This window comes from Blautia sp. AF19-13LB (assembly GCF_003479105.1).
In the GTDB taxonomy this organism is placed as follows: Bacteria; Bacillota; Clostridia; order Lachnospirales; family Lachnospiraceae; genus Fusicatenibacter; species Fusicatenibacter saccharivorans.
The window spans coordinates 218,372-239,144 of the sequence record NZ_QUGO01000005.1 but is presented as its reverse complement, the minus strand read 5'-3'; the positions used below and the strand labels follow the sequence as shown (position 1 = coordinate 239,144).

The following is a 20,773-nucleotide window of genomic DNA, read 5'->3' as shown; positions in this document are numbered from 1 at the left end:
GATATACATCAATGTTTTCGCAGGAGTACTTCTTAATTTTCTGCTTGCTCTTTTCAACATATTCTTTCTTCCCCCTATATATTTCAAAATGCGACAAGCTTATGTTTAATTTTCAAGTGTCCAAATAATCCTATCGCTCAATTTTTCTATTTGAGAATCACTTTTAATATCAACAACTGATATTTTTTTCAAATGCTCAAAATCCCTTTCCTTGTCAATTAATTTTAAAAAACACATCTTTTTTTGTTCAAAACTCGCATCCATATCAATTGCAAATTCTGATATTCCAATATCATTAATTGTAATATCATATCTTTTTTGAACCTCATCTTTAACATGACTAATAAACGCTTCTTCATAGCGCATATATGGTAGCATCAAAACACTATAATCTGGTTCTATTGCACACATAAACAATTGTGTAGTAATGCCAAAATCATTAGAATATTGTGGATTAAACGAGAGACATGCTCCTGGTATCCCAACAATTACAATATCATAATCTTGTTCTAACCGCTTTACAGCCGCATTTATATTTATAATTATCTCTTCATTCCTATTTTTCCCATTTAAATATTTCTTTTCAAAGCAAAATGTATCTTTCCCAATTAATCCATTTAATCCAGAAACAATTGCTGCAACTTTATATCCTTTTTGTTTCAAACATTTTTGCAGTTCTAATTCCATTTTCAATTTTCCACTATTTTGTGTCAAACCCAAAACGCAAATAACCGGAATATTTATCTTTCTTACTCTTAAATCGTCACACTTTTTTTGAATTTTTAATTTTTTAGCAACAACGACATTTTCATAATGCTGATCTATCTCTAAACTGTTCCTGATATTATTAATAGAAACTATCGTTATGGATTTCTGCTTTGCTGTTTTCACCACGCTCTTTATATATTCAGGCGATGCATCGTGCCAACTTTCAAGAAGAATTAACACTTCACATTCTTTTATAATATTACCTATTCCCTCCTCTATTATTATCTCACTACCATCACAACGTTGAATTTTTTTCCCGCAAAGTCCCCATGCTTTTATTGAAGCAATATGCATAATTTCACCATATCTACATTCATGTATGTTCTCAAATAGTGTTATACTTTCTTGATCTACCGGAAATATACCTACTCTTTTTAACATTTTCATTCATACTCCTCAAATTTATAACCAAGTTCTTTTAAAGTACAGTAATTTTTCATTGCCTCTTCAAATCCCCCTCTAACCTTCCAGCAATGTTTTTCTATTTCTTTATTTGAAATATTTTTAGTGTCATCTGCACATGCTATACAAATTGTGCAATGTTGATATGCCCAACAATCCTTACACCGGTCTTGCGAATATCGTTCTATATTTAGCAAATTTAACACTTTGTTTTTATCTATTCCTTTTTTTATATCACCTATTTTGGAAACTTCTGATATTTCACTCACTCGCTCACACGGATATATATTTCCTTCTGCTGTTACAAAAATTTTTTTCGCGCCTGGAATACAGGGACCACTATGATGATTTACCTTTGAAATCTCTTCTTGCATTTTTTCCTCATGTTGTTTAATTTCTCTCATTTCATTATCAAATTCTTCTTTTACTGCTCTAGCCACAAATTTTTCATTAATTCGTTTTAATTTTGAAAGAAAACATTTAAAATATTCATATTCCTGTTCTTCAACAAATTCTCCGCTAAATTCACATTGTTTATCCGTATAATTATCATTCAAAACAGATATTCTACTCAAATTTTTCGAAATCAGCCTATCTTTATCCAAAAACTCATATATTGTTCTTAACTCATTTTGGGGATCTAACACTGTGTTGAAAGACACATTTTTTTTATAATATTTTCTGTCCATACTATATATCATTTTCATGCTATCTCTCAATTTTTCAAATGATCCTCTATTACTTCCTGCAAATATTCTATTTTTATCGTGCACTTCTTTAGGCCCATCCAAACTAAACATAATTTGTATATTATTTTTAATAAAATACTGAACAATTTCTGGTGTAAACAACGTTCCATTAGTGGTCAAATTAAAATGTACCGTTCTTTGGCAATATTCTCTCTTCACATACTCAACTACTTCTTTTATCAATCTGAACATTAATAATGGCTCTCCGCCATAAAATGATATATATATGTCTTCGCTAGACATCGAATGCCCATACAAATAATCTACTGCTTCTTTTGCAGTTTCCCAGCTCATTTCTTTTTGACTATGATTTCTATTTTTGTAATCACCAGAATAAACACAATAACTGCAACGCAAATTACATTTTTGTGTCACTTGCAAAACTAACTGATTCATTCTATTTTCTAAATAAGATTCTAAAAAGTCCGTAGCAAAATGTTTTACCTCTTCTACCCGCGTTCTTTTCAAATATCCTTCATTTATTAGCTTTTCTATTTCTCTTTCCGCTTTTTCATCCCAAATATTGTTTTCCAAAAAATTATATGTTTCGAAAGACACCTGAATAATTTTATCAGTATTCACATCATATACATAATATTCTTTTGCAGTTTTGAAACAATGAATAAATGGTTTATGCATGTTCTTTTCCTCTTGTTTTATATGCTATTTCTTTGTTAATCAATTTTATTATGTCATCAAATGTATCAAATTTTCCAGCCCCAATATCTTTTTCCTTAAAATGAATATCAAATTCTTTTTCTAACTCCACATATACATTTATCAAATCTCTTGCGCTGAATTTTAGATCATTTCCTAAAAGCTTTTGATTTTTCCAGTCTTTTTTCTGTTCTAAATTTCTATATTTCTTTAATATATCTTTCACTTTTTCTTCTATCATTTCTATTCTCTTTCATCAAATCTACTATTGTCAGCATTTTTACTCTACAACAAACATATCAACATTTTAACAAACGCTATTTCAAAGGATCTATAATACTTCTAGCCATATTCTTAAACGATTTTTTATAATGCTTAAATCAACTTTTAAACTTATCCTCTAATTAAAATGAGGACTACCACTAATTAACACTGTAGCAACCCTCATCTTTCTTACATTTTAGTGATTAGCATTAGATCCAAATACACTTGTGTATAACTGATTCTGCGCCTGAGCTTTCTGAACATAGGCAGACCCACACGTAGAAAAGCATGTGCATGAACACGGTCCATTTGCATAAACACTCACATTATTTCTTCCCTTATGTTCTTTCTTTTTAAGCGTTTTCTTCATTTGAATACCTCCCTTCGAGCATAATTTTATTACCCATTGCGATCGCAAAAGTAATCCAGTAAATTTTAGTCGTCTAAAAGTTGCATTATTATCCATTTATATGCGTTATAACAATTTTCAAACTGCATTTGCTCCATCCTTGTTTTCACATTCCATCCTTTTTTATCAAAAACCTCAAAATCTATCAAACTATTACTTTCAAATATATTTTTATCCGTTTGAATAATAAGCACATCTGGATTGTATATTGTATTTACTGCCATTATTAACGTCTCTGTCACATTCCCATGCGTATAAAATTCTAATGGAATTTCTGCCACGCAAGACTCTTTTAGGTTCTTTTCTGATGTTAATACTATACACTCATAGTCTTCCTTCCCAAAACACTCATATAACAACTTTGCCCCAATAACAGTACGTGTTAAAATTATCGGAATTGACCACGCTTTATTATTCACAATCCCATTCCATTCCAATTCTTTTTCATAGATACATTTGTTTATATGATTCATAATAAATTTTTTTGCATCTTGGTATGAACCTTTTTTATTTTTCCTTAAATAACATATCAAAAGCACAGTAATAATCGGAGCTGCAAAACTATTTGATTTGTATTCTTTCCCAACAATCTTCTTTAAAACGTCATCAAAATTTAACTGTATCGAATTCATTTCCGAAAAAGGAAATGATTTAGACACCGAAATTTCTTTTTCCTGCAATTTAGCAATATAATTTCTTACCCCGAAAACCCCATCAAAGCATGCCGGCCATGTAGGAAAGTTTGTATTTGATAGCGCTGCACATAATATCATTTTATTAGAAACCATTTGTTTTATAATATTTTCTATCTTTTTTGCATCTATATAATTTGTTGTTCCAACACTCATATGCACAAGTTTTATCTTTTCTTTTAAGCACCATTCTAACGCCGCTTTGAATGAATCAATGCTACCTCTTTCCCCTGTTTCCATAATTTTTATAGAGATAAATTCTACCTCTGGGCAAAAATATTTGATGATACTATAACACTTATCGCCATGTGTTAGTTTATATCTCTTTCTAAACAGATTATCTTTTTTTTCAGAATTGCACAAAACAACTTTTTTATTCTCATCAACATAGTATTCATTCTCACTCAGAAACAGTCCCCCTGCTGTCCCGTCATCTATAATTACATATTTTCCATCGTTTTTTTTATTTTTCATATGCAAATAGTCTTGTTCAGCTTTTCTTTTTCGTCTACATACTTACATTATATCTATATTTCTTCTTTTTTCAATGTGCTTTTTGTACATATTTTCAGTTTTTATTCATTATAAATTCACATAAATATTTTTTTCACAAAAACATGTAATTTTTTTTATATAAATACGTATATTTATAGATATTTCTTTTCATATCAGTTCAACCCCCATATTTTCCACAACTCTCAACTTTTTCCACTAATATCCTATTTGTTCTTTCATTTCCATTCTTATCCCCTTCTATCTAGCAGATTCTTCCGCTCTCAACTTCAGAGAAAAAGCGGTCGGCGTGTGGGCGGCGGATGCGGTGGGAGGGGAGAAACGTGCCGGGGCGCGGGGCATTGATTTGGGTGGGAGCGGAACCTGACGCGGACGGGACGGAACGGGGGAGATGAAATCCGGCTCACAAAGCCGGATTTCAAGAGACACTGAGTCGGGAAAACATCAGTTTTCCTGACGAATTGTCTCGGTGCTCCCCCGTTCCGTCCCATCCACGCCAAGGTCTCCGCCCCACCCAAATCACAGCCCCGCACCCCGGCACGTTTCTCCCCTCCCACCGCATCCGCCGCCCACACGACGCCCGCTTTTCCTCGTCCCCCCTCCCACCAAAAAACGGCCCCACAAGGAACCGTTTTTTCTCATCTTATAATACATTCTTCAACAGCATCAGCACCGGATTATTCTCCCGAATCCATGCCAGCGCCATATCGCCCTGGATCTGCTTCATGCATACATTCCCCCAGTGTGTCGCCTGAAAGCAGTACACCACCGCAAAGAAAATCCAGATCCACAGCACCGCACGCACGACACCAAGTCCTGCTCCTCCCATGCGGTTCAAAAAGCTGATCCCCGGAATCTCCGCAATCAATTCCACAATTTTCACCGCAATCGTCACGAAAACAACGGCAAGCACCAGCGTCAGAAAGAAAGCAATCCCTTTCATAATCTTTTCCGATACCGCCTTCGCCGCGTAGGATGCCAAACTGTGCAGCTGTTCCTCCTGGTACTCCCGCACCGCGCCGCTTCCGAGAATCTGGTTCACCAGCTCCTCCGGCACGCCCATGCTCTCCAGCCATTTCTTCTGCACATCCTGGTTTTCCCCCGACAGAAATTCATTGTTTTCAAATGTCTCTAAGCATTTCTTCTCCACATACTGCGGCAGCTCCGTCCGCTCATTCAGCACATCCGTCACATACGGATTCATCCAGATCGCCAGTCCTGTCACCAGAATCAGGGACACCATGGACAGCACTGTCCGGACCAGCCCCTTTCGATATCCAGCCAGCGCGGAAAGAATACACACCGCAAGTAATACGTATCTCAGCCAATTCATGTTTTTCTTCTCCTATTTCAGCCGGATCATCGAAACGCCGTCCTCCTCCGCGAGCAGATACCGGTTCTGCCCCATGCCGAGGATCTCGTGAATCTGTGTTTCGCTGACCACGCCGCTGTACTTCTTTCTTCCATTTAAGGTATATACACACAGCTCCTGCCGGTTCGTCAGCAGAATCTGTTTTTCTTCTATCTGAAGGTTCTGGTAATAGAAATCCAGATTTTCATCCGCAAGCTGCTTTCCTTTCAGATTGTAGATTTTCATCCGGTAAGGATGATCGTCACTCTCCCCGCGCAGAATCAGAACCACGCGGTCGTCCGCATACGCGCAGCTTAAAATTTCTCCATCTTCCGATACGCTCACCGTTTCCTTCGGCTTGTTTGTTCCTTCATAAACGCGGAAGCCGTTGTCAAAGAAGGCAACCCATGAGGATGTTCCCGCGGTTTCGATCTGTGGGCACAGCATATCGGTGTAGCTCGATGAGCTTGCAAGATTGTCCACCAGATCCTCGCCCCTGCTTCCGAAATTGTAGAAAGCGACCTGTGATTTCATCTTGCCGCCGTCTTCGTAAGCGTAGGAAACCGCCATCCAGAGTCCGTCCGCAGAAAGTGAGAGATCCATCGGATAGCCCGGGCTGTCCATGTTCGGGTGAGAGGAGGCGATCTCCGTTCCATCGGTATTATAGTATTTGATCCAGCTCTCCCCGTTGTTTTCCAGAATCGCCGCAACGACGCCCTGGCCTGCAATGGATGCTTTCACGATCGGATACGACGCGGTAATTTCGCCGGCCTTTCCATCGGCATCGTATACAACAATTTTGGTTCCGTTTTTATCGTAAATGGCAATTGCATCGCCGCAGGATATCATCTGCGGATTTTCCATGGTATAATGATCGCTCCAGAGGGTCTGATTTTTCCGGTCGCGCAGTTCGATGCCGTCGATACCGTAGCGCACGATCTTATTTCCGGATTTCTGAAACATATACGTATCGATGTCCTCGGTCTCTGTTGCCTGTACTGTGTCGTATCCCTGAAAAGTACGCAGCTGAAGCCATACCCCTGTACCAATTCCGGCCGCGAGAATGGCTCCTGCAAGGATTCCAACGGTGATCCGGCGTCTGCGTTTTCTTTTTCTGTTTTCTGCTTTATACTCCTCAAGATCCCGGACTTTTGCTCCGTTCTCCTGTTCTTCTCTGTTTTTTCCGTCCATTTTCATTCCCCTTATGTTCTTTTCGGACTTATTTTCTGCCGCCCTTTCGGCCGCAGTTTGATTCCGCTCTAGTGTACCATATTTTTCTCTATTTTGGGAGGTATATTTTCTGCCCCGCATATATGAGATCTTCCACCGCGATCTGGTTCAGTTCGCAGATATCTTTCACTCTGCTCATCGTTCCGTAATATCTCTCACTGATTTTCGAGAGGCTGTCCCCCTTCTGTACGGTGTACTCCTGCCAGACCTGTGCGGCGGTTTCTGCCGTCTCACTGCCGGAAGCAGTTCCCGGGGCGGACGATGGCTCTGCTCCCGGTGCTGGATCTGTCTGCGCCGTACCGGTATTGTTCTCCGCTGCACCAGTCTGCTCCCCGCCGGATGTGCTTTGCTCTCCGCTGCCTGCCGGATCCGTTCCGGATAAATTCTGCTCCTCACTTACCGCCGCGCTCCCGCTCTCATTTTCCGTTTCCAGTTCCGTTCCTGTGCTTTCCGGCGTCGAAGTATTTTCCCCTGTGTTTCCCTCTTCCGCCGCTGATGCTTCCGCTGCACTCTCCGCCGTCTGTGTCTTCTCTCCCTGTACGTTTCCCGCCACTGCTACCGTCTGCTCCTTTGTTTTCCCCGGAAACGGCAGCGCATCTCCGTATTTCTGCGTCACCGTTACAAGAAGCGCCGCAGCCGCGCATGCTGTCATCGCATAGAGGATCGGCTTTCTGTGATCGTGTTCCGGCTCCTCCCCGCTCTTCTCCTCAATCATCTTCCGAAAATCGCTGACCGCGCGGTCGGGCACGCTCTCTCCGTTTTCGATCGACCGGTTCTGATTCTGATCGATCAGATACGACTGCATCGGCTCATTCTTTTCATAATAAATGTAAAAGCCTCCCGTGCTCCGCAGGGTGCCGCCCTCGTACGTATAGAAGGTTTCCTCTTTTTCCTGTCCGTTGACGCGGAACAGCGTCTTGTCATTTCCGCCGAAGTGGTTCAGATGCGCTCGGATGATCTGTTCATTCAGATCCTCCCCGTATCCCGGAAGAGAAAGTGCCCAGCCGAGGATCTGCTGGTTTTTGAAATATTTTTCCATCACATCGTGGACCTCCGTCCATACTGCATCATCGAAGACCAGGTGATCCGGCGCCGGCTCCATCGTATGAATCGCGGCCGCGCTGCGGATAAAAAAGTAGGAAATTCCGTCCGCCCACTTAAATTCGCCGAACAGCATGGCGGCACGTCCCTCCGGTGCGGAAAAATATTTTTTCAGAAAGGTTCCGACATAATCTTCCAGATAAATCCGCTCCCTGCCGTTCGTATCACCGACCTGGCGGATATTTTTCGGCAGATGAAAGTATCCTTCGTTGCCGTTCGCCTGCTCTTTGTTTTCTTTATAGACAATCTCAATCATGCTTTTCACCCCTTTTTGCCTACTTTATCACGGATGTTCCGCGAAAAAGATCGTTTTGGGGCAGGGCTGTCACGGTTTTTTCCGACTGTTTTCCCGTTTTTCTGCACCGGAGGGCATGTCATGTTTTTTTCATTGCAGGAATAGTTTATACCATATACGGTTAAACTGTGGATGATTCTTCTGAAAGGCAGGTACCGGTCATGTTTCGAAAAAAAGACGCCGAAGTTTACTACATCAATGAGCGAAGCCGCAGCGCCAGCGAAGAGCTGGCGTCGCTGTTTTCTTACTGCATTCAAAAGGACGGACGCATGTTCCGTGAACTGGTATTTCTCTGCATCGGAAGCGACCGGATCACTGGGGATTCCTTAGGACCGCTGATCGGGTACCAGCTTTCGCCGTACTGCAGCCGCGTTTTTCATGTCTATGGAACGCTGGATGACCCGGTGCACGCCCTGAATCTACCGGACCGGATTTCGTACATCCATTCCCGCCACCCGGAGGCACTGCTCGTTGCGATCGATGCTTCGCTTGGTTCGCGGCGTCATCAGGGATATATCACGATCGGAAACGGGGCGATCCGGCCGGGCGCGGGGGCAGGGAAGACGCTGCCCGAGGTCGGGGATATTTTTATCACAGGCATTGTGAATGTATCGGGCAGTTTTGAACAGCTTCTTCTGCAGACAACCCGGCTTGCCACGATTTTCCATATGGCGGAATCCATCTCGCAGGGAATCCTGCTCGCCTGCCGGGAACTTGAGGCGGCCGGGACAAGCGAACTTCTGCTTTAAGAAAAACTGCAGACAACAAAACAGGCAGAGACCGCACCGTTTTCCGGTGTAGCCTCTGCCTGTTTTCTTTTGTCATTTATTTCGAAAAATCTTATTTACAGAACTCTTTTACCTGCTCGTAAACGCCCTCGCCGTCGAGTTTGTATTTTGCAAGAAGAGCGGCTGCCGGGCCGGACTCTCCGAAGACGTCCTGTACACCGATTTTCTTCACCGGAACCGGGCATTTCTCTGCCAGTGCGTCGCAGACTGCGCTTCCAAGTCCTCCGATCACCGAGTGCTCTTCTACGGTTACGACTTTGCCAGTCTCTTTTGCTGCTGCAACGATCAGCTCCTCATCCAGCGGTTTGATGGTGTGGATGTTGATGATCTTGGCATCAATGCCGTCTGCGGCAAGTTTCTCTGCTGCTTCCAGAGCGGAGCTTACGCAAAGGCCTGTTGCAACGATGGTGACATCCTTGCCTTCACGAAGAACAACGCCTTTTCCGAGCTCAAATTTGTAATCCGGTCTGTCGTTGATCACCGGCACTGCCAGACGTCCGAAACGAAGGTAAACCGGTCCGTTGTATTCATAAGCTGCTTTCACGCAGGCTTTTGCCTCTACATCATCTGCCGGGTTCAGGATGACCATGCCCGGGATGGTTCTCATCAGGGCGATATCCTCGTTGCACTGATGTGTTGCGCCGTCTTCTCCTACGGAAATTCCGGCATGGGTAGCACCGATTTTTACGTTCAGATGCGGGTATCCGATGGAGTTGCGCACCTGCTCAAACGCACGGCCTGCGGCAAACATCGCGAAGGTGCTTGCGAACGGAACGATGCCTGTGGTGGAAAGACCGGCAGCGATTCCCATCATATTACATTCTGCGATACCACAGTCGATGTGGCGGTCCGGATATGCTTTTTTGAACACACCGGTCTTGGTTGCTGCTGCAAGGTCAGCGTCGAGTACGATCAGATTGTCATGCTCTGCGCCAAGTTCAACCAGTGCATTACCGTAACTTTCTCTTGTTGCGATTTTCTTTACTTCTGACATAACGCTTCACCTGCCTTTTCCAGTTCTGCCATAGCAATTGCGTACTCTTCATCGTTCGGAGCTTTTCCGTGCCAGCCTACCTGGTTCTCCATGAAGGAAACGCCTTTTCCTTTTACGGTCTTTGTGATGATGGCGGTCGGCATGCCTGTTACGGTGCGCGCCTCATCAAATGCAGCTTTCAGCTGATCGAAATCGTTGCCGTCCGCTACGTTGATTACGTGGAAGTTGAATGCCTCGAATTTTTTGTCGATCGGGTACGGACTGTTGACATCTGCTACGTTTCCGTCGATCTGAAGTCCGTTGTTGTCTACGATCACAACGAGGTTGTCCAGATGTTTTGCTCCGGCAAACATGGCTGCCTCCCAGACCTGACCTTCCTGGATTTCACCATCGCCAAGAAGTGTATAAACACGAAATGCTTTGTTCTGCAGTTTTGCACCGAGTGCCATTCCGACTGCTGCGGAGATTCCCTGTCCGAGGGAACCGCTTGACATATCAACGCCCGGGATATGTTTCATATCCGGATGTCCCTGCAGGTAAGAGCCAAGGTGACGAAGGGTCAGCAGGTCTTCTTTCGGGAAGTAACCTTTTTCAGCCAGTGCTGCGTAGAGTCCCGGCGCTGTGTGGCCTTTCGAAAGTACAAAACGATCGCGGTCCGGATCTTTTGGATTTTTCGGATCCACGTTCATTTCTTCAAAATACAGATACGTGAAAATATCGGCTGCAGACAGAGATCCGCCCGGATGGCCGGCCTTTGCTGCATGAACGCCGCTGACGATCCCTTTGCGGATCTCATTGGCCGTCTTCTGAAGTTCTAACTTGTTCATGTCTTTTCTCCTTGTTTAGTTGGATCGGAATCAAAAGCTGGAAATATCGCTATTGTTCACTTCGTTCACAATACCATATTTCCAGCTTTTATGCAATCATGTTTAGGTCTTATTCGCCGAATACAGCTTTGTAGTCAGCCTGGAATTTTGCGATTCCGGCGTCGGTCAGAGGATGTTTGGTCATCTGCACGATTACGTTGTATGGAACAGTTGCAATGTCTGCACCAGCCAGTGCGCAGTCGGTTACGTGGATCGGGTTGCGGACGCTTGCTGCGATGATCTCGGTGTCGATGCCGGCTACGTCGAAGATCTCAACGATTTCACGGATCAGATCAACGCCGCGGGTGCTGATGTCATCGAGTCTTCCAAGGAATGGGGAAACATAAGTTGCACCTGCTCTTGCAGCCAGAAGTGCCTGGTTTGCGGAGAAGATCAGGGTTACGTTTGTCTTGATGCCCTCTGCGCTCAGAACTTTAACAGCTTTGAGTCCTTCTACGGTCATCGGGATTTTAACAACCATGTTTGGATGGATGGCTGCGATCTCACGGCCTTCTTTGATCATGCCTTCTGCATCTGTTGTGGTAGCTTTTACCTCGCCGCTGATCGGTCCGTCTACGATCTCGGTGATCTCTTTGATGACCTCTTTGAAGTCACGTCCTTCTTTTGCGATCAGGGACGGGTTGGTGGTAACGCCGCAGATAACGCCCATGTCGTTTGCTTTTTTAATGTCCTCTACTTTTGCTGTGTCGATGAAAAATCTCATGTTGTTTTTCCTCCCATATTCATACTTTCGTAAGGTTTCGGGGCCTGTTGTTTTCCGCAGAACGGCTCCGTTTTTCTGTTATCTCCAGTATAGATATGTTTGGTTTTTCCGTCAAGTCTGCCTCATTTTTATTAATTAATTTTATTATTTATAAATACTATTTTATAAATTATTCTGGCGGATTTTTTCTCATTTTTTCCGGTTTTTCCTTTTCTTTGTGTTTTCCCGGTTTGCGTCAGAGCTGTTTTATTCAAAATTATTAATAATAATTTCAGCCGTCCTATTTATTTTTTAATTTTTCGGTTCTTGCATACGAAGTGCTGCGCCGCACGATCAGTTTCGGCTCATACTCGACATGATACGTGCTTAAGGGTTCATTGCCGTCCTGGCTTTCCCGAAGAGACTGGATTTTCCGCAGGATGATATCGCACGCATCGCGGCCCTTCAATGGCACATAGTGGTCGATCGTCGTCAGGGAAATCGAGCGGAAGCTGGAATAGACAGTGTTGTCACATCCCACTACGGAAATATCCGCCGGAATGCGCAGTTTGCTCTCGAGCACGGCGTCCATGATCCCGAACGCGATCATATCATTCATGCCGACGATTGCCGTAAGGTTCTTGTCCTCCCGCAGCAGTTCCTTCGTCAGATAATAGCCCATCTTGTACTCAGAATCCATGCTCGGGATCACCTCGTCGAGGTCCTCATCCGCCGATTTGACGATCACGCCGTCGCCGTATCCTGCCTCCTCAAACTCGCGCACAAAGCCCTCCACGCGTTTCAGGCGCTGGCCCTGTTTGGAAGTCAGCGGAGGTGAAACAAACGCCACATGCCGGTGTCCCAGTTCCAGCAGGTGGCGTGCCATCAGCCTGCCGGGTTTTGCATTGTTCAGCTCGACCGCATCAATTTCCAGCAGTTCTTCTCGGTTGTTGATGATGACAAGCGGAATCTCCGCGGCCAGCTCCTCCACTTTTTCCTTGCAGCTTCTGCTCGGATTGCAGGTGTAGATAATGCCGCGCGGGCGCACACTCTTCATCATCCGAAGATAATTCTCTTCGATTTTCAGGTCCCTCTGCGTATTGCAGACAAAGACCCCGTAATTCTTCTCTTTTGCAACTTCTTCGATGCCGTGCAGCAGCATCACATAGTAAGGATTCGTCAGCGTCGGACAGAAGACGACGATCAGCTTGTTGCCGTTCGACTCTCTTCTCATCTTCCGCCGCGGAATCTGGTAGCCCAGCTCTTTTGCCGCCGCCTCCACTTTTTCTACGGTTTCCCGCGAGAACGAAACGTTTTCCCGCCGGTTCAGGATCATGGAGACCGTCGCCTGGGATACGCCTGAGGCTGCTGCGACATCACTGGATGTCACTTTTTTTCTGCCCATAATTACAGCTCCGTTCTGCCCTCTAACGCACGCAGAAGGGTGACTTCGTCAATATTTTCCAGATCGCCGCCCACCGGAACACCGCTTGCAATCCGCGTCACCTTGATGCCGGTCGGCTTGATCAGCTTGCTGATGTACATGGCCGTTGTCTCGCCCTCCAGGCTGGAGTTCGTGGCAACGATAACCTCCGAGACATCGCCCTGGAGGCGCTGCATCAGCTCTTTTAACCGGATGTCGTCCGGCCCAATCCCCAGCATCGGGGAGATGGCCCCGTGCAGGACGTGGTAAACGCCGTCGTATTTTCCGGTTTTTTCATATGCCGCAAGATCCTGCGTCGTCTCCACCACCATGATCACGCTGTGGTCGCGCTTGACATTTGCGCAGATCGGGCACAGCTCTTTGTCGGTCAGGGTCTGGCAGCACTTGCAGTACTGGACGTGGGATTTTGCTTCTGTGATCGAATCGGCCAGCCGTTTTGCCTGGTCGGCTGGCATATTCATAATATGAAAGGCCAGTCGCTGTGCGGTTTTCACACCGATGCCAGGCAGATGGGACAGCTGCTCGATCAACTGATTGATGTATCCGCTGTAGTAATCCATCAGAACGGGAATCCTCCGCCCATGCTGCCGAGTCCGCCGGCAAGTTTGCCCATAGCTTTGGCTGCCTCGTCCTCAACTTTGCGCAGTGCTTCGTTGGTTGCTGCCATGATCAGATCCTCGAGCATTTCTACGTCGTCCGGATCTACGGCATCTTCGCTGATTTTAACTTTGGTTACTTCTTTTTTACCGGAAATGGTTACTTCTACGGCTCCGCCGCCTGCTGTCGCAGTGAACTCTTTCTCCTCCAGTGCTTTCTGGTTCTCTTCCATCTGCTTCTGCATTTTCTGAGCCTGCTTCATCAGATTGTTCATGTTGCCCGGCATTCCTCCCGGGAATCCTCCTCTTTTTGCCATGGGTAATATCCTCCTGAAAAATTTGTTTTTAATTTATTCTTCCCCGTCGTCGAAGTCGCTCTCGTCGTCCTCCTCGACCGGGATTCCATGAATCGCCTGCGTCAGTGCATCATCCACGGAAATCGTGGAGAGCGCGGCGTTTGCATGCTGGTCTGCTAAAATGAGCTGGACCTCTACGGTTTTTCCAGTCATCTGTTCAATAATGGTGCGGATCTCATCGGCTGCCTCCGGCCGCTCAACGTAGATGGATGCGAGCTGGTCTGCAAACTCAACAAACAGTTTGGCGTCGCCCGTCTCGCTGTTGTATTTCGGAACGGCGCTCTGCAGAAACTGGCGGAACATGCCGCTTGTCTGGCCGACAATTGCCTTCCAGGACGCGCTGATGCGCTGTAAATCCGCCGGTGCAGCTTTCACTGGTGCCGGTGCACTCTGCGGTGTTTCTGCCGCCGCATAGCCGTCTCCGGCCGCTCCGGAGCCTCCTGCACTGCCGTTTCCTGTTCCCGGTGCATTTGTCACCATCATCGGGATTCCGCGCTCCATTTTTTCTTCGAGAATCCTAAGCCGTTCCAGCACGGATTCGATGTTCTGCTCCATCTGCGGTTTACAGAGTTTGACGAGCGCCACCTCAACGAGCACGCGCTTCTGCGCCGCATAGCGGAGCTGGCCGGAGAGCTCGGATAAAACGCGGATATAGTGGATCAGCGTCTCATCGTCTACCATCGTGCTCTCTTCTTTTAAGAGCTTCAGGTTTTCTGTAGAGACGTCGAGCAGTTCTTCGGTTTCATCTGCGCTTTTTACCAACAGCAGATTCCGCAGATACCACGTAAAGTCGGTAACGAACTGTCCCAGCTCTTTTCCGCGGTTTAAAAGGGTTTCCAGCGTGCGGATGCTTCCCGTTACATCCCCGGCGAGGATCGTGCGGAGCATCTGGCTGAAGATTTCGGTATCAACAGTTCCGAGAACTTCAAGAACTTTATCGTACGTCAGCTTCTGCCCGAGGTAGAAGGCGATGCACTGGTCCAGGAGGCTTAACGCGTCTCGCATGGAGCCGTCGCCCGCCTTTGCGACGTAGCGGATGGCTTTTTCTTCGACGTCCACGCCCTCTTTTTCCATCAGTTCACCAAGACGCGCCGCGATGGTGTCGATCGTGATGCGGCGGAAATCGTACCGCTGGCATCTGGAAAGGATCGTCACCGGGATTTTGTTTGCCTCTGTGGTCGCCAGAATGAAGATGACATAGGACGGCGGCTCCTCCAGGGTTTTTAAGAGTGCATTGAACGCTCCGGTAGAAAGCATATGCACCTCGTCGATGATATAGACTTTATACCGTCCCTGTGTCGGCCGGTAGGCTACCTCCTCACGGATTTCACGGATGTTGTCGACACCGTTGTTCGATGCCGCATCGATCTCGATGACGTTCGTGGAAACGCCCGCCAGAATCGCCTTACACGTCGGACATTCGTTGCACGGGCTTCCGTCCACGGGATGTTCGCAGTTGACCGAGCGGGCGAGAATCTTGGCGATCGTCGTTTTTCCTGTTCCGCGGGTTCCGCAGAACAGATACGCATGACCGATGCGGTCCGCGCGGATCTGATTTTTTAATGTTGTTACAATGTGATCCTGTCCTTTTACATCCTCAAAGGTGGAAGGACGGAATTTTCGGTACAGAGCAGTATAGCTCATAAAATTTTTCTCCTTTTATTGCATCGGCATGGAAGCCTGCCGCCGGCAGTTTCTTTTGGACAGCAGTGCAACAGAAGAACGGAGACCTTGTTGTTCTTGCTTTAAGGCCTCCGTTCTTTTTCCTTGCCTTTTTCGGGAACGCATCAATCGCCGAAGCTGATTCCCATCCGTTTTGCCTGCAGGACTTCCTGTGCATTCGGATCTACGGTCTTTAATTTTCCGGCGCACTCGCCCAGCGGAATTTTCTTTACTTTTCCGTTGACCATTCCGACCATGTAGCCGTACTGTTTGTCCAGAATAAGCTGTGCTGCCTCGGATCCGAGTCTTGTGGAAAGGACACGGTCATACGGACACGGGCTGCCGCCTCGCTGCATGTGGCCCGGTACGGTGACGCGGATTTCCATGCCTGTCTTTGCCTCGATTTCTTCTGCGATCTTGTAGGATACGGACGGGTATTTCTTTGCGATTTCTTCCTGACGTTTTTTCAGCTCTTTCTTCGGAAGTGCTGCGTCTTCTTTTGCAATTGCACCCTCGGCAACGGCAAGAATGGTGAATCCGCTTCCGCGCTCTTTTCGTCTGTTGATGGCCTCGCATACTTTTTCAATATCGTATGGAATTTCCGGAATCAGGATAACGTCTGCGCCGCTTGCGATTCCGGCGTACAGCGTCAGCCAGCCTACTTTATGACCCATAACCTCTACGATAAAAACTCTCTGGTGAGAGGAGGCTGTTGTATGGATGCAGTCGATCGCATCGGATGCAATATTGACGGCACTGTAGAAACCGAAGGTCATATCCGTTCCGTAGATATCATTATCGATGGTTTTCGGAAGATGGATAATATTCAGTCCTTCCTCTCTCAAGAGGTTTGCTGTTTTCTGGGTTCCGTTTCCGCCAAGAATGACAAGGCAGTCCAGAAGGAGCTTGTGGTAGGTATGCTTCATTGCTTCCACTTTGTCCAGACCGTTTGCATCCGGGGTACGCATCAGCTTAAACGGCTGACGTGAGGTTCCGAGAATAGTTCCTCCCTGTGTTAATATACCGGAAAAATCTTTTGCACTGAGCATGCGGTAATCGCTGTAGATGAGGCCTTTATAGCCGTTCATGAATCCGTATACTTCGAGATCTTTTACATTGTTTGCAAGGCCTTTTACGACTCCGCGCATGGTCGCATTTAATGCCTGGCAGTCTCCGCCGCTTGTTAACAGACCAATTCTTAACATATGACTTTTCCCATCCTGTTCTTTATTAGATTTTCACGACTGCTTCTTGTTTCTTGGCAGTATTATGGAATGTTTACATTATACCCTATTTTTTTCGTTCTCACAATAGTTCGGGGGAAGAAAGCGCGGGAGTTTCTATTTTTTGTACGAAAAAAGGAAGTCTGGGGTTCAGGCTTCCTTGGATTTTCTTTTTTATGCGCGCCGCACTTCGAACTCTCACCACGAACGTTACTCCTACAGCCTACTCGGCCCAGGCACCCTCACGGCACACAGGAGATTCCACTTAGTGCTGCTGCATTCCTGCCCTGACACGGTTCATGGAGTCCTGTTGCGTAAGACCCAGACGTCAACGTCACTTATAGAAGGCAGCTTCGCAATGAAAGAGCCCTCGGATTGGCATCACCCCCGCTGTAGCGGATTGCGGGTACAGGGCACCGCTATCTCCCCGGCTGCGCATTGTTTAGTATACGGGATTTCGGAGGGGATGTCAAGGAATTTGTGAATTGAAATATTGGTATAGCACGAGTATAATTTATAGTAAGGCCAGAAAATAACGCAAAAATTCAGTACCGCAGAGTGTGAACGACTGCTTTTTTCATTATTTTCAAGATTTGCTATCGATAATTTTTTGAAAATGATACATTTTTTTCTTATAGAAGGAGGATGGACGAATGATACGAGTTACGGTCTGGAATGAGTTTCAGCATGAGCGAACGCAGGAGAAAGTGAAAGAGATTTATCCGGACGGGATTCACACCTGTATTGCAAAGTTTCTGAGACAAGAGGAGGAGCTTTCGGTTCGGACAGCTGTGTTTGACGAGAAGGAGCATGGGCTGACGGAAGAAGTGCTGGCAAATACCGATGTGCTGGTGTTCTGGAATCATATGCTGCAGGAGGAGTTCTCGGACGATGTGGCCGAGCGGGTTCGGCGTCATGTGCTGGCCGGAATGGGGCTGGTAGTTCTGCATTCAGGGCATTATTCCAAGATTATGCGGAAGCTTCTCGGAACAAGTATGACGCTTCGGTGGCGGCATGGGGATCGTGAGAGACTGTTCTGTACGTGTCCGACCCATCCGATCGCGCAGGGAATTCCGGCATGGGTGGATATTCCGGAGGAAGAGATGTACGGGGAGTTTTTTGATATTCCCAAACCGGATGATGTGGTATTTACGGGATGGTTTGCAGGCGGTGAGGTGTTCCGCAGCGGATGCACCTTTACACGTGGGCTGGGCAAAATTTTCTATTTTCAGCCGGGACACGAGGAATACCCCATTTACCATATGCCGGTGATTCAGAAGATTATCAAAAACGGGGTGCGCTGGTGCGTTCCTGTAGTACGAAGACCGGCACCACTGGATAATGCATGGGTGAATCCATCTACAGAGGAAGTGTATCTTTCTTCACACGAAAAATAGCAACTGCAGTTTACCGATATCTGTATCCCGTTTGATTTTTTCAAAACAGGGGTCTGATTTCACGATCAAAAATGTTCTGCAATACGCGGATGGAATCTGCGTACACATTGCATAAATCAGGAGGAAATGTTATATGAGAAAGCTTTCCGTTTTTTACGAACACATTCTACAGGCGTGTGAGCAATCCGGTAAGACGATTCCGGAAGTGCTCGCGTTCTGCAGGGATCAGGGAATTTCGGCTGTTGAGATGAACTACAGTCTGTTTGCATCAGAAAAAGAGGTCATTGCCCCGATGCTTTCCGATGCGGGGCTGGTGATCAGCTGTATGCATGAAACCTTTGATTTTTCCCATGATACGGATCTTGGCAGAGCACAGCAGATGCTCGATACTGCGGCATCGCAGCAGGTTTCGCGTGTCCTGTTTGTTGCAGGCGCGCTTGAAACTGCCGAAGCGGCAGAGCTTGCAGCCTGCAGCAGCACCTATGAGGCAACGAGTACTTTTATGGCCGAAAACAAATCGATTCAAAATATGGTACATGCGCTTTCCTCACTCGCCGAATATGCGGCTTTGCGTGGCGTTACGATTACCTTAGAGGACTTTGACGGTTTTTTACAGCCGTTTGCACGCACATATCCGCTGCTCTGGTTTATGGAGCACGTGCCGGGGCTGCGGTATACGCTTGATATCGGAAATTTTGCTTTCAGTGATGAGGATGTTTCGTATGCTGCCTGGCTTCTGAAGGATTATATTGTCCATGTTCACTGTAAGGATCGTGCCGAAAGCCCGCTCGTTCACGGACGTTTCTGCCGCGGCCTTGGCCAGACACCGGCCGGAACGGGATATCTGCCGATGGCAAAGCTTCTTACAGATTTAGAAGCGTGCGATTACGACGGTTATCTCGCCATCGAGCATTTCGATGCGCCGGATCAGTTATCGTTCATCGAACAGTCCGCAGCGTTTCTGCGCCAGTGGGTTTCCGAATAATTCCGCCTCTTTCATAAGCGCTCTGATTTTCGGAAAAATTCGTATTTCCGGGGAGAATTTCAGCAAAAAAATTATGTCGAAAAAATTCTTTACTATCTTTGGTTTTTTCGTATCTTTTCCTTGCTTTCCATGGAAAACATGGTAAACTAAATTTGAAGCTTTTTGAGAAGGCGTGATTCGAAAAGCAAATCTAAAACAAGAGGGTTTTAAAGTAATGGGAGAAATTATTATTCCGCAGGGTTACAAATCTGCATTAAACCTCCACGATACACAGGTGGCGATTAAAACAGTAAAGGATTATTTCCAGCACGAGCTGACACATCGTCTGCATCTGCTCCGTGTAACAGCTCCGCTTTTTGTACAGCCGGAAACCGGCTTGAATGACAATCTGAATGGCGTAGAACACCCGGTTTCTTTTGAGTTAAAGGATCAGGGTACCAAGAAAACCGCTGAAATTGTTCAGTCTCTGGCAAAATGGAAACGGTACGCGCTTCACAAATACGGCTTCTCTGAGGGAGAAGGCATCTACACCGATATGAACGCCATCCGCCAGGACGAGGTGACCGACAACATTCACTCCGTTTACGTGGATCAGTGGGACTGGGAAAAAATCATGTCCCCGGAAGAACGCAATCTTGATTTCTTAAAGAGTACCGTAAAAGATATCTATGAGGCACTGAAAAACACGGAAAAACATATGGCAGACCAGTACGACTACATCGAAACCATTCTGCCGGATGAAATTTTCTTTATCACTTCCCAGGAACTTGAGGATCGCTATCCGGATCTGACTCCAAAGGAAAGAGAGTATACAATCACCAAAGAAAAAGGTGCTGTCTTTATTATGCAGATCGGCGGCGTGCTTGCTTCCGGAGAGCGTCAGGACGGACGTTCCCCGGACTACGACGACTGGTCCTTAAACGGCGATCTGATCGTTTATTATCCAGTGCTTGACATCGCCCTTGAGCTCTCCTCCATGGGTATCCGCGTCAACGCAGATGCTCTCCGCGCCCAGTTAAAGGAGTGCGGATGCCAGTCCCGCGCGAAGCTTCCCTTCCAGAAATCTATTCTGAACGGCACTCTCCCGCAGACAATCGGCGGCGGTATCGGACAGTCCCGTATCTGTATGTTTTTCCTGCGCAAAGCGCACATCGGAGAGGTACAGTGCTCGGTATGGCCGATGGAGACACGAGAGGTGATGGATGTGATGAATATTCAGCTTCTGTAAGAAATTCTCTGTCTTTTCTCAAATTTCTGTTCTTCTTTCAGAAGATCAAAAAGAAGAATTCCCATGCAGTATTTCCGCACAGGAATTCTTCTTTTTTCTT

Annotated in this window: 19 protein-coding genes and 1 other RNA gene; 4 read left to right on the top strand and 16 right to left on the bottom strand. The window is 46.1% G+C overall.

Annotated elements, in window-relative coordinates:
- Positions 1–105: 105 nt before the first annotated feature.
- The 7 genes from DWX32_RS07365 to DWX32_RS07335 all read right to left on the bottom strand — a co-directional run bounded on the left by DWX32_RS07365 (position 106) and on the right by DWX32_RS07335 (position 8,392).
- Positions 106–1,149: a DUF1611 domain-containing protein gene (locus DWX32_RS07365; RefSeq protein ID WP_055226872.1), complete on the bottom strand. Its 1,044-nt coding sequence runs from the start codon at positions 1,147–1,149 to the stop codon at positions 106–108.
- A 2-nt stretch (positions 1,150–1,151) separates the two neighbouring features.
- Positions 1,152–2,558 (bottom strand): Cys-rich peptide radical SAM maturase CcpM, encoded by a 1,407-nt coding sequence (gene ccpM, locus DWX32_RS07360; protein WP_055265672.1) that lies wholly within the window; start codon positions 2,556–2,558, stop codon positions 1,152–1,154.
- Positions 2,551–2,817 (bottom strand): hypothetical protein, encoded by a 267-nt coding sequence (locus tag DWX32_RS07355; RefSeq protein WP_118659530.1) that lies wholly within the window; start codon positions 2,815–2,817, stop codon positions 2,551–2,553. The genes ccpM and DWX32_RS07355 overlap by 8 nt, the downstream gene beginning before the upstream one ends.
- Positions 2,818–3,275: 458 nt before the next feature.
- Positions 3,276–4,415: a hypothetical protein gene (locus DWX32_RS07350; RefSeq protein WP_055226864.1), complete on the bottom strand. Its 1,140-nt coding sequence runs from the start codon at positions 4,413–4,415 to the stop codon at positions 3,276–3,278.
- Positions 4,416–5,097: 682 nt separating this feature from the next.
- A complete protein-coding gene (locus DWX32_RS07345) occupies positions 5,098–5,787 on the bottom strand; it encodes a CvpA family protein (protein WP_055226862.1) in 690 nt (229 codons plus the stop codon).
- A 12-nt stretch (positions 5,788–5,799) separates the two neighbouring features.
- On the bottom strand, positions 5,800–6,996 hold the full coding sequence (locus tag DWX32_RS07340) for a DUF5711 family protein (RefSeq protein WP_118641040.1): 1,197 nt from the start codon (positions 6,994–6,996) through the stop codon (positions 5,800–5,802).
- Positions 6,997–7,084: 88 nt separating this feature from the next.
- Entirely contained in the window at positions 7,085–8,392 is a 1,308-nt protein-coding gene (locus DWX32_RS07335) for a LysM peptidoglycan-binding domain-containing protein (protein WP_226906423.1), read from the bottom strand.
- A gap of 200 nt (positions 8,393–8,592) precedes the next feature.
- On the opposite strand from DWX32_RS07335, the gene yyaC reads away from it, so the two are divergent.
- On the top strand, positions 8,593–9,180 hold the full coding sequence (gene yyaC / locus DWX32_RS07330; protein WP_022463275.1) for a spore protease YyaC: 588 nt from the start codon (positions 8,593–8,595) through the stop codon (positions 9,178–9,180).
- Between the two features lie 91 nt (positions 9,181–9,271).
- Here yyaC and DWX32_RS07325 read toward each other — a convergent pair whose 3' ends face one another.
- From DWX32_RS07325 to ffs, 9 genes are all read right to left on the bottom strand, one after another.
- Positions 9,272–10,213 (bottom strand): transketolase family protein, encoded by a 942-nt coding sequence (locus DWX32_RS07325; RefSeq protein WP_055219295.1) that lies wholly within the window; start codon positions 10,211–10,213, stop codon positions 9,272–9,274.
- The gene (locus DWX32_RS07320) at positions 10,201–11,040 is read right to left on the bottom strand and encodes a transketolase (RefSeq protein ID WP_055219293.1); all 840 of its coding nucleotides are present in this window, start codon (positions 11,038–11,040) and stop codon (positions 10,201–10,203) included. The genes DWX32_RS07325 and DWX32_RS07320 overlap by 13 nt, the downstream gene beginning before the upstream one ends.
- A 109-nt stretch (positions 11,041–11,149) precedes the next feature.
- A complete protein-coding gene (gene fsa / locus DWX32_RS07315) occupies positions 11,150–11,803 on the bottom strand; it encodes a fructose-6-phosphate aldolase (protein ID WP_022463272.1) in 654 nt (217 codons plus the stop codon).
- Between the two features lie 280 nt (positions 11,804–12,083).
- The gene (locus DWX32_RS07310; protein ID WP_022463271.1) at positions 12,084–13,187 is read right to left on the bottom strand and encodes a LacI family DNA-binding transcriptional regulator; all 1,104 of its coding nucleotides are present in this window, start codon (positions 13,185–13,187) and stop codon (positions 12,084–12,086) included.
- 2 nt (positions 13,188–13,189) lie between these two features.
- Complete coding sequence (gene recR / locus DWX32_RS07305; protein ID WP_022463270.1) at positions 13,190–13,786, bottom strand: recombination mediator RecR; 597 nt, start codon at positions 13,784–13,786, stop codon at positions 13,190–13,192.
- Positions 13,786–14,139 (bottom strand): YbaB/EbfC family nucleoid-associated protein, encoded by a 354-nt coding sequence (locus DWX32_RS07300; RefSeq protein ID WP_022463269.1) that lies wholly within the window; start codon positions 14,137–14,139, stop codon positions 13,786–13,788. The genes recR and DWX32_RS07300 overlap by 1 nt, the downstream gene beginning before the upstream one ends.
- 33 nt (positions 14,140–14,172) lie before the next feature.
- A complete protein-coding gene (dnaX, locus tag DWX32_RS07295; RefSeq protein ID WP_118641038.1) occupies positions 14,173–15,822 on the bottom strand; it encodes a DNA polymerase III subunit gamma/tau in 1,650 nt (549 codons plus the stop codon).
- Between the two features lie 143 nt (positions 15,823–15,965).
- Entirely contained in the window at positions 15,966–17,045 is a 1,080-nt protein-coding gene (locus DWX32_RS07290; protein ID WP_022463267.1) for a 6-phosphofructokinase, read from the bottom strand.
- 194 nt (positions 17,046–17,239) lie between these two features.
- Positions 17,240–17,502: signal recognition particle sRNA large type (gene ffs, locus DWX32_RS07285), an RNA gene on the bottom strand.
- A gap of 214 nt (positions 17,503–17,716) precedes the next feature.
- Between ffs and DWX32_RS07280 the strand changes: the two genes are divergently transcribed.
- The 3 genes from DWX32_RS07280 to asnA all read left to right on the top strand — a co-directional run bounded on the left by DWX32_RS07280 (position 17,717) and on the right by asnA (position 20,673).
- A complete protein-coding gene (locus DWX32_RS07280; protein ID WP_118641036.1) occupies positions 17,717–18,460 on the top strand; it encodes a ThuA domain-containing protein in 744 nt (247 codons plus the stop codon).
- A 133-nt stretch (positions 18,461–18,593) separates the two neighbouring features.
- Positions 18,594–19,445 carry a sugar phosphate isomerase/epimerase family protein gene (locus DWX32_RS07275; protein ID WP_117805070.1) on the top strand — a complete coding sequence of 284 codons (852 nt, stop codon included), beginning with the start codon at positions 18,594–18,596 and terminating at the stop codon, positions 19,443–19,445.
- A 214-nt stretch (positions 19,446–19,659) separates the two neighbouring features.
- Positions 19,660–20,673 (top strand): aspartate--ammonia ligase, encoded by a 1,014-nt coding sequence (asnA, locus tag DWX32_RS07270; RefSeq protein WP_022463264.1) that lies wholly within the window; start codon positions 19,660–19,662, stop codon positions 20,671–20,673.
- Positions 20,674–20,773: the final 100 nt, after the last annotated feature.

Bases quoted from the DNA above. Each gene is read 5' to 3' on its own strand.
- ccpM (WP_055265672.1), bottom strand. From the start codon at position 2,558: ATGCATAAACCATTTATTCATTGTTTCAAAACTGCAAAAGAATATTAT.
- DWX32_RS07355 (WP_118659530.1), bottom strand. From the start codon at position 2,817: ATGATAGAAGAAAAAGTGAAAGATATATTAAAGAAATATAGAAATTTA.
- asnA (WP_022463264.1), top strand. From the start codon at position 19,660: ATGGGAGAAATTATTATTCCGCAGGGTTACAAATCTGCATTAAACCTC.
- recR (WP_022463270.1), bottom strand. From the start codon at position 13,786: ATGGATTACTACAGCGGATACATCAATCAGTTGATCGAGCAGCTGTCC.
- DWX32_RS07320 (WP_055219293.1), bottom strand. From the start codon at position 11,040: ATGAACAAGTTAGAACTTCAGAAGACGGCCAATGAGATCCGCAAAGGG.
- DWX32_RS07350 (WP_055226864.1), bottom strand. From the start codon at position 4,415: ATGAAAAATAAAAAAAACGATGGAAAATATGTAATTATAGATGACGGG.
- DWX32_RS07345 (WP_055226862.1), bottom strand. From the start codon at position 5,787: ATGAATTGGCTGAGATACGTATTACTTGCGGTGTGTATTCTTTCCGCG.
- DWX32_RS07280 (WP_118641036.1), top strand. From the start codon at position 17,717: ATGATACGAGTTACGGTCTGGAATGAGTTTCAGCATGAGCGAACGCAG.
- dnaX (WP_118641038.1), bottom strand. From the start codon at position 15,822: ATGAGCTATACTGCTCTGTACCGAAAATTCCGTCCTTCCACCTTTGAG.
- yyaC (WP_022463275.1), top strand. From the start codon at position 8,593: ATGTTTCGAAAAAAAGACGCCGAAGTTTACTACATCAATGAGCGAAGC.
- DWX32_RS07290 (WP_022463267.1), bottom strand. From the start codon at position 17,045: ATGTTAAGAATTGGTCTGTTAACAAGCGGCGGAGACTGCCAGGCATTA.
- DWX32_RS07325 (WP_055219295.1), bottom strand. From the start codon at position 10,213: ATGTCAGAAGTAAAGAAAATCGCAACAAGAGAAAGTTACGGTAATGCA.
- DWX32_RS07340 (WP_118641040.1), bottom strand. From the start codon at position 6,996: ATGGACGGAAAAAACAGAGAAGAACAGGAGAACGGAGCAAAAGTCCGG.
- fsa (WP_022463272.1), bottom strand. From the start codon at position 11,803: ATGAGATTTTTCATCGACACAGCAAAAGTAGAGGACATTAAAAAAGCA.
- DWX32_RS07300 (WP_022463269.1), bottom strand. From the start codon at position 14,139: ATGGCAAAAAGAGGAGGATTCCCGGGAGGAATGCCGGGCAACATGAAC.
- DWX32_RS07335 (WP_226906423.1), bottom strand. From the start codon at position 8,392: ATGATTGAGATTGTCTATAAAGAAAACAAAGAGCAGGCGAACGGCAAC.
- DWX32_RS07365 (WP_055226872.1), bottom strand. From the start codon at position 1,149: ATGTTAAAAAGAGTAGGTATATTTCCGGTAGATCAAGAAAGTATAACA.
- DWX32_RS07310 (WP_022463271.1), bottom strand. From the start codon at position 13,187: ATGGGCAGAAAAAAAGTGACATCCAGTGATGTCGCAGCAGCCTCAGGC.
- DWX32_RS07275 (WP_117805070.1), top strand. From the start codon at position 18,594: ATGAGAAAGCTTTCCGTTTTTTACGAACACATTCTACAGGCGTGTGAG.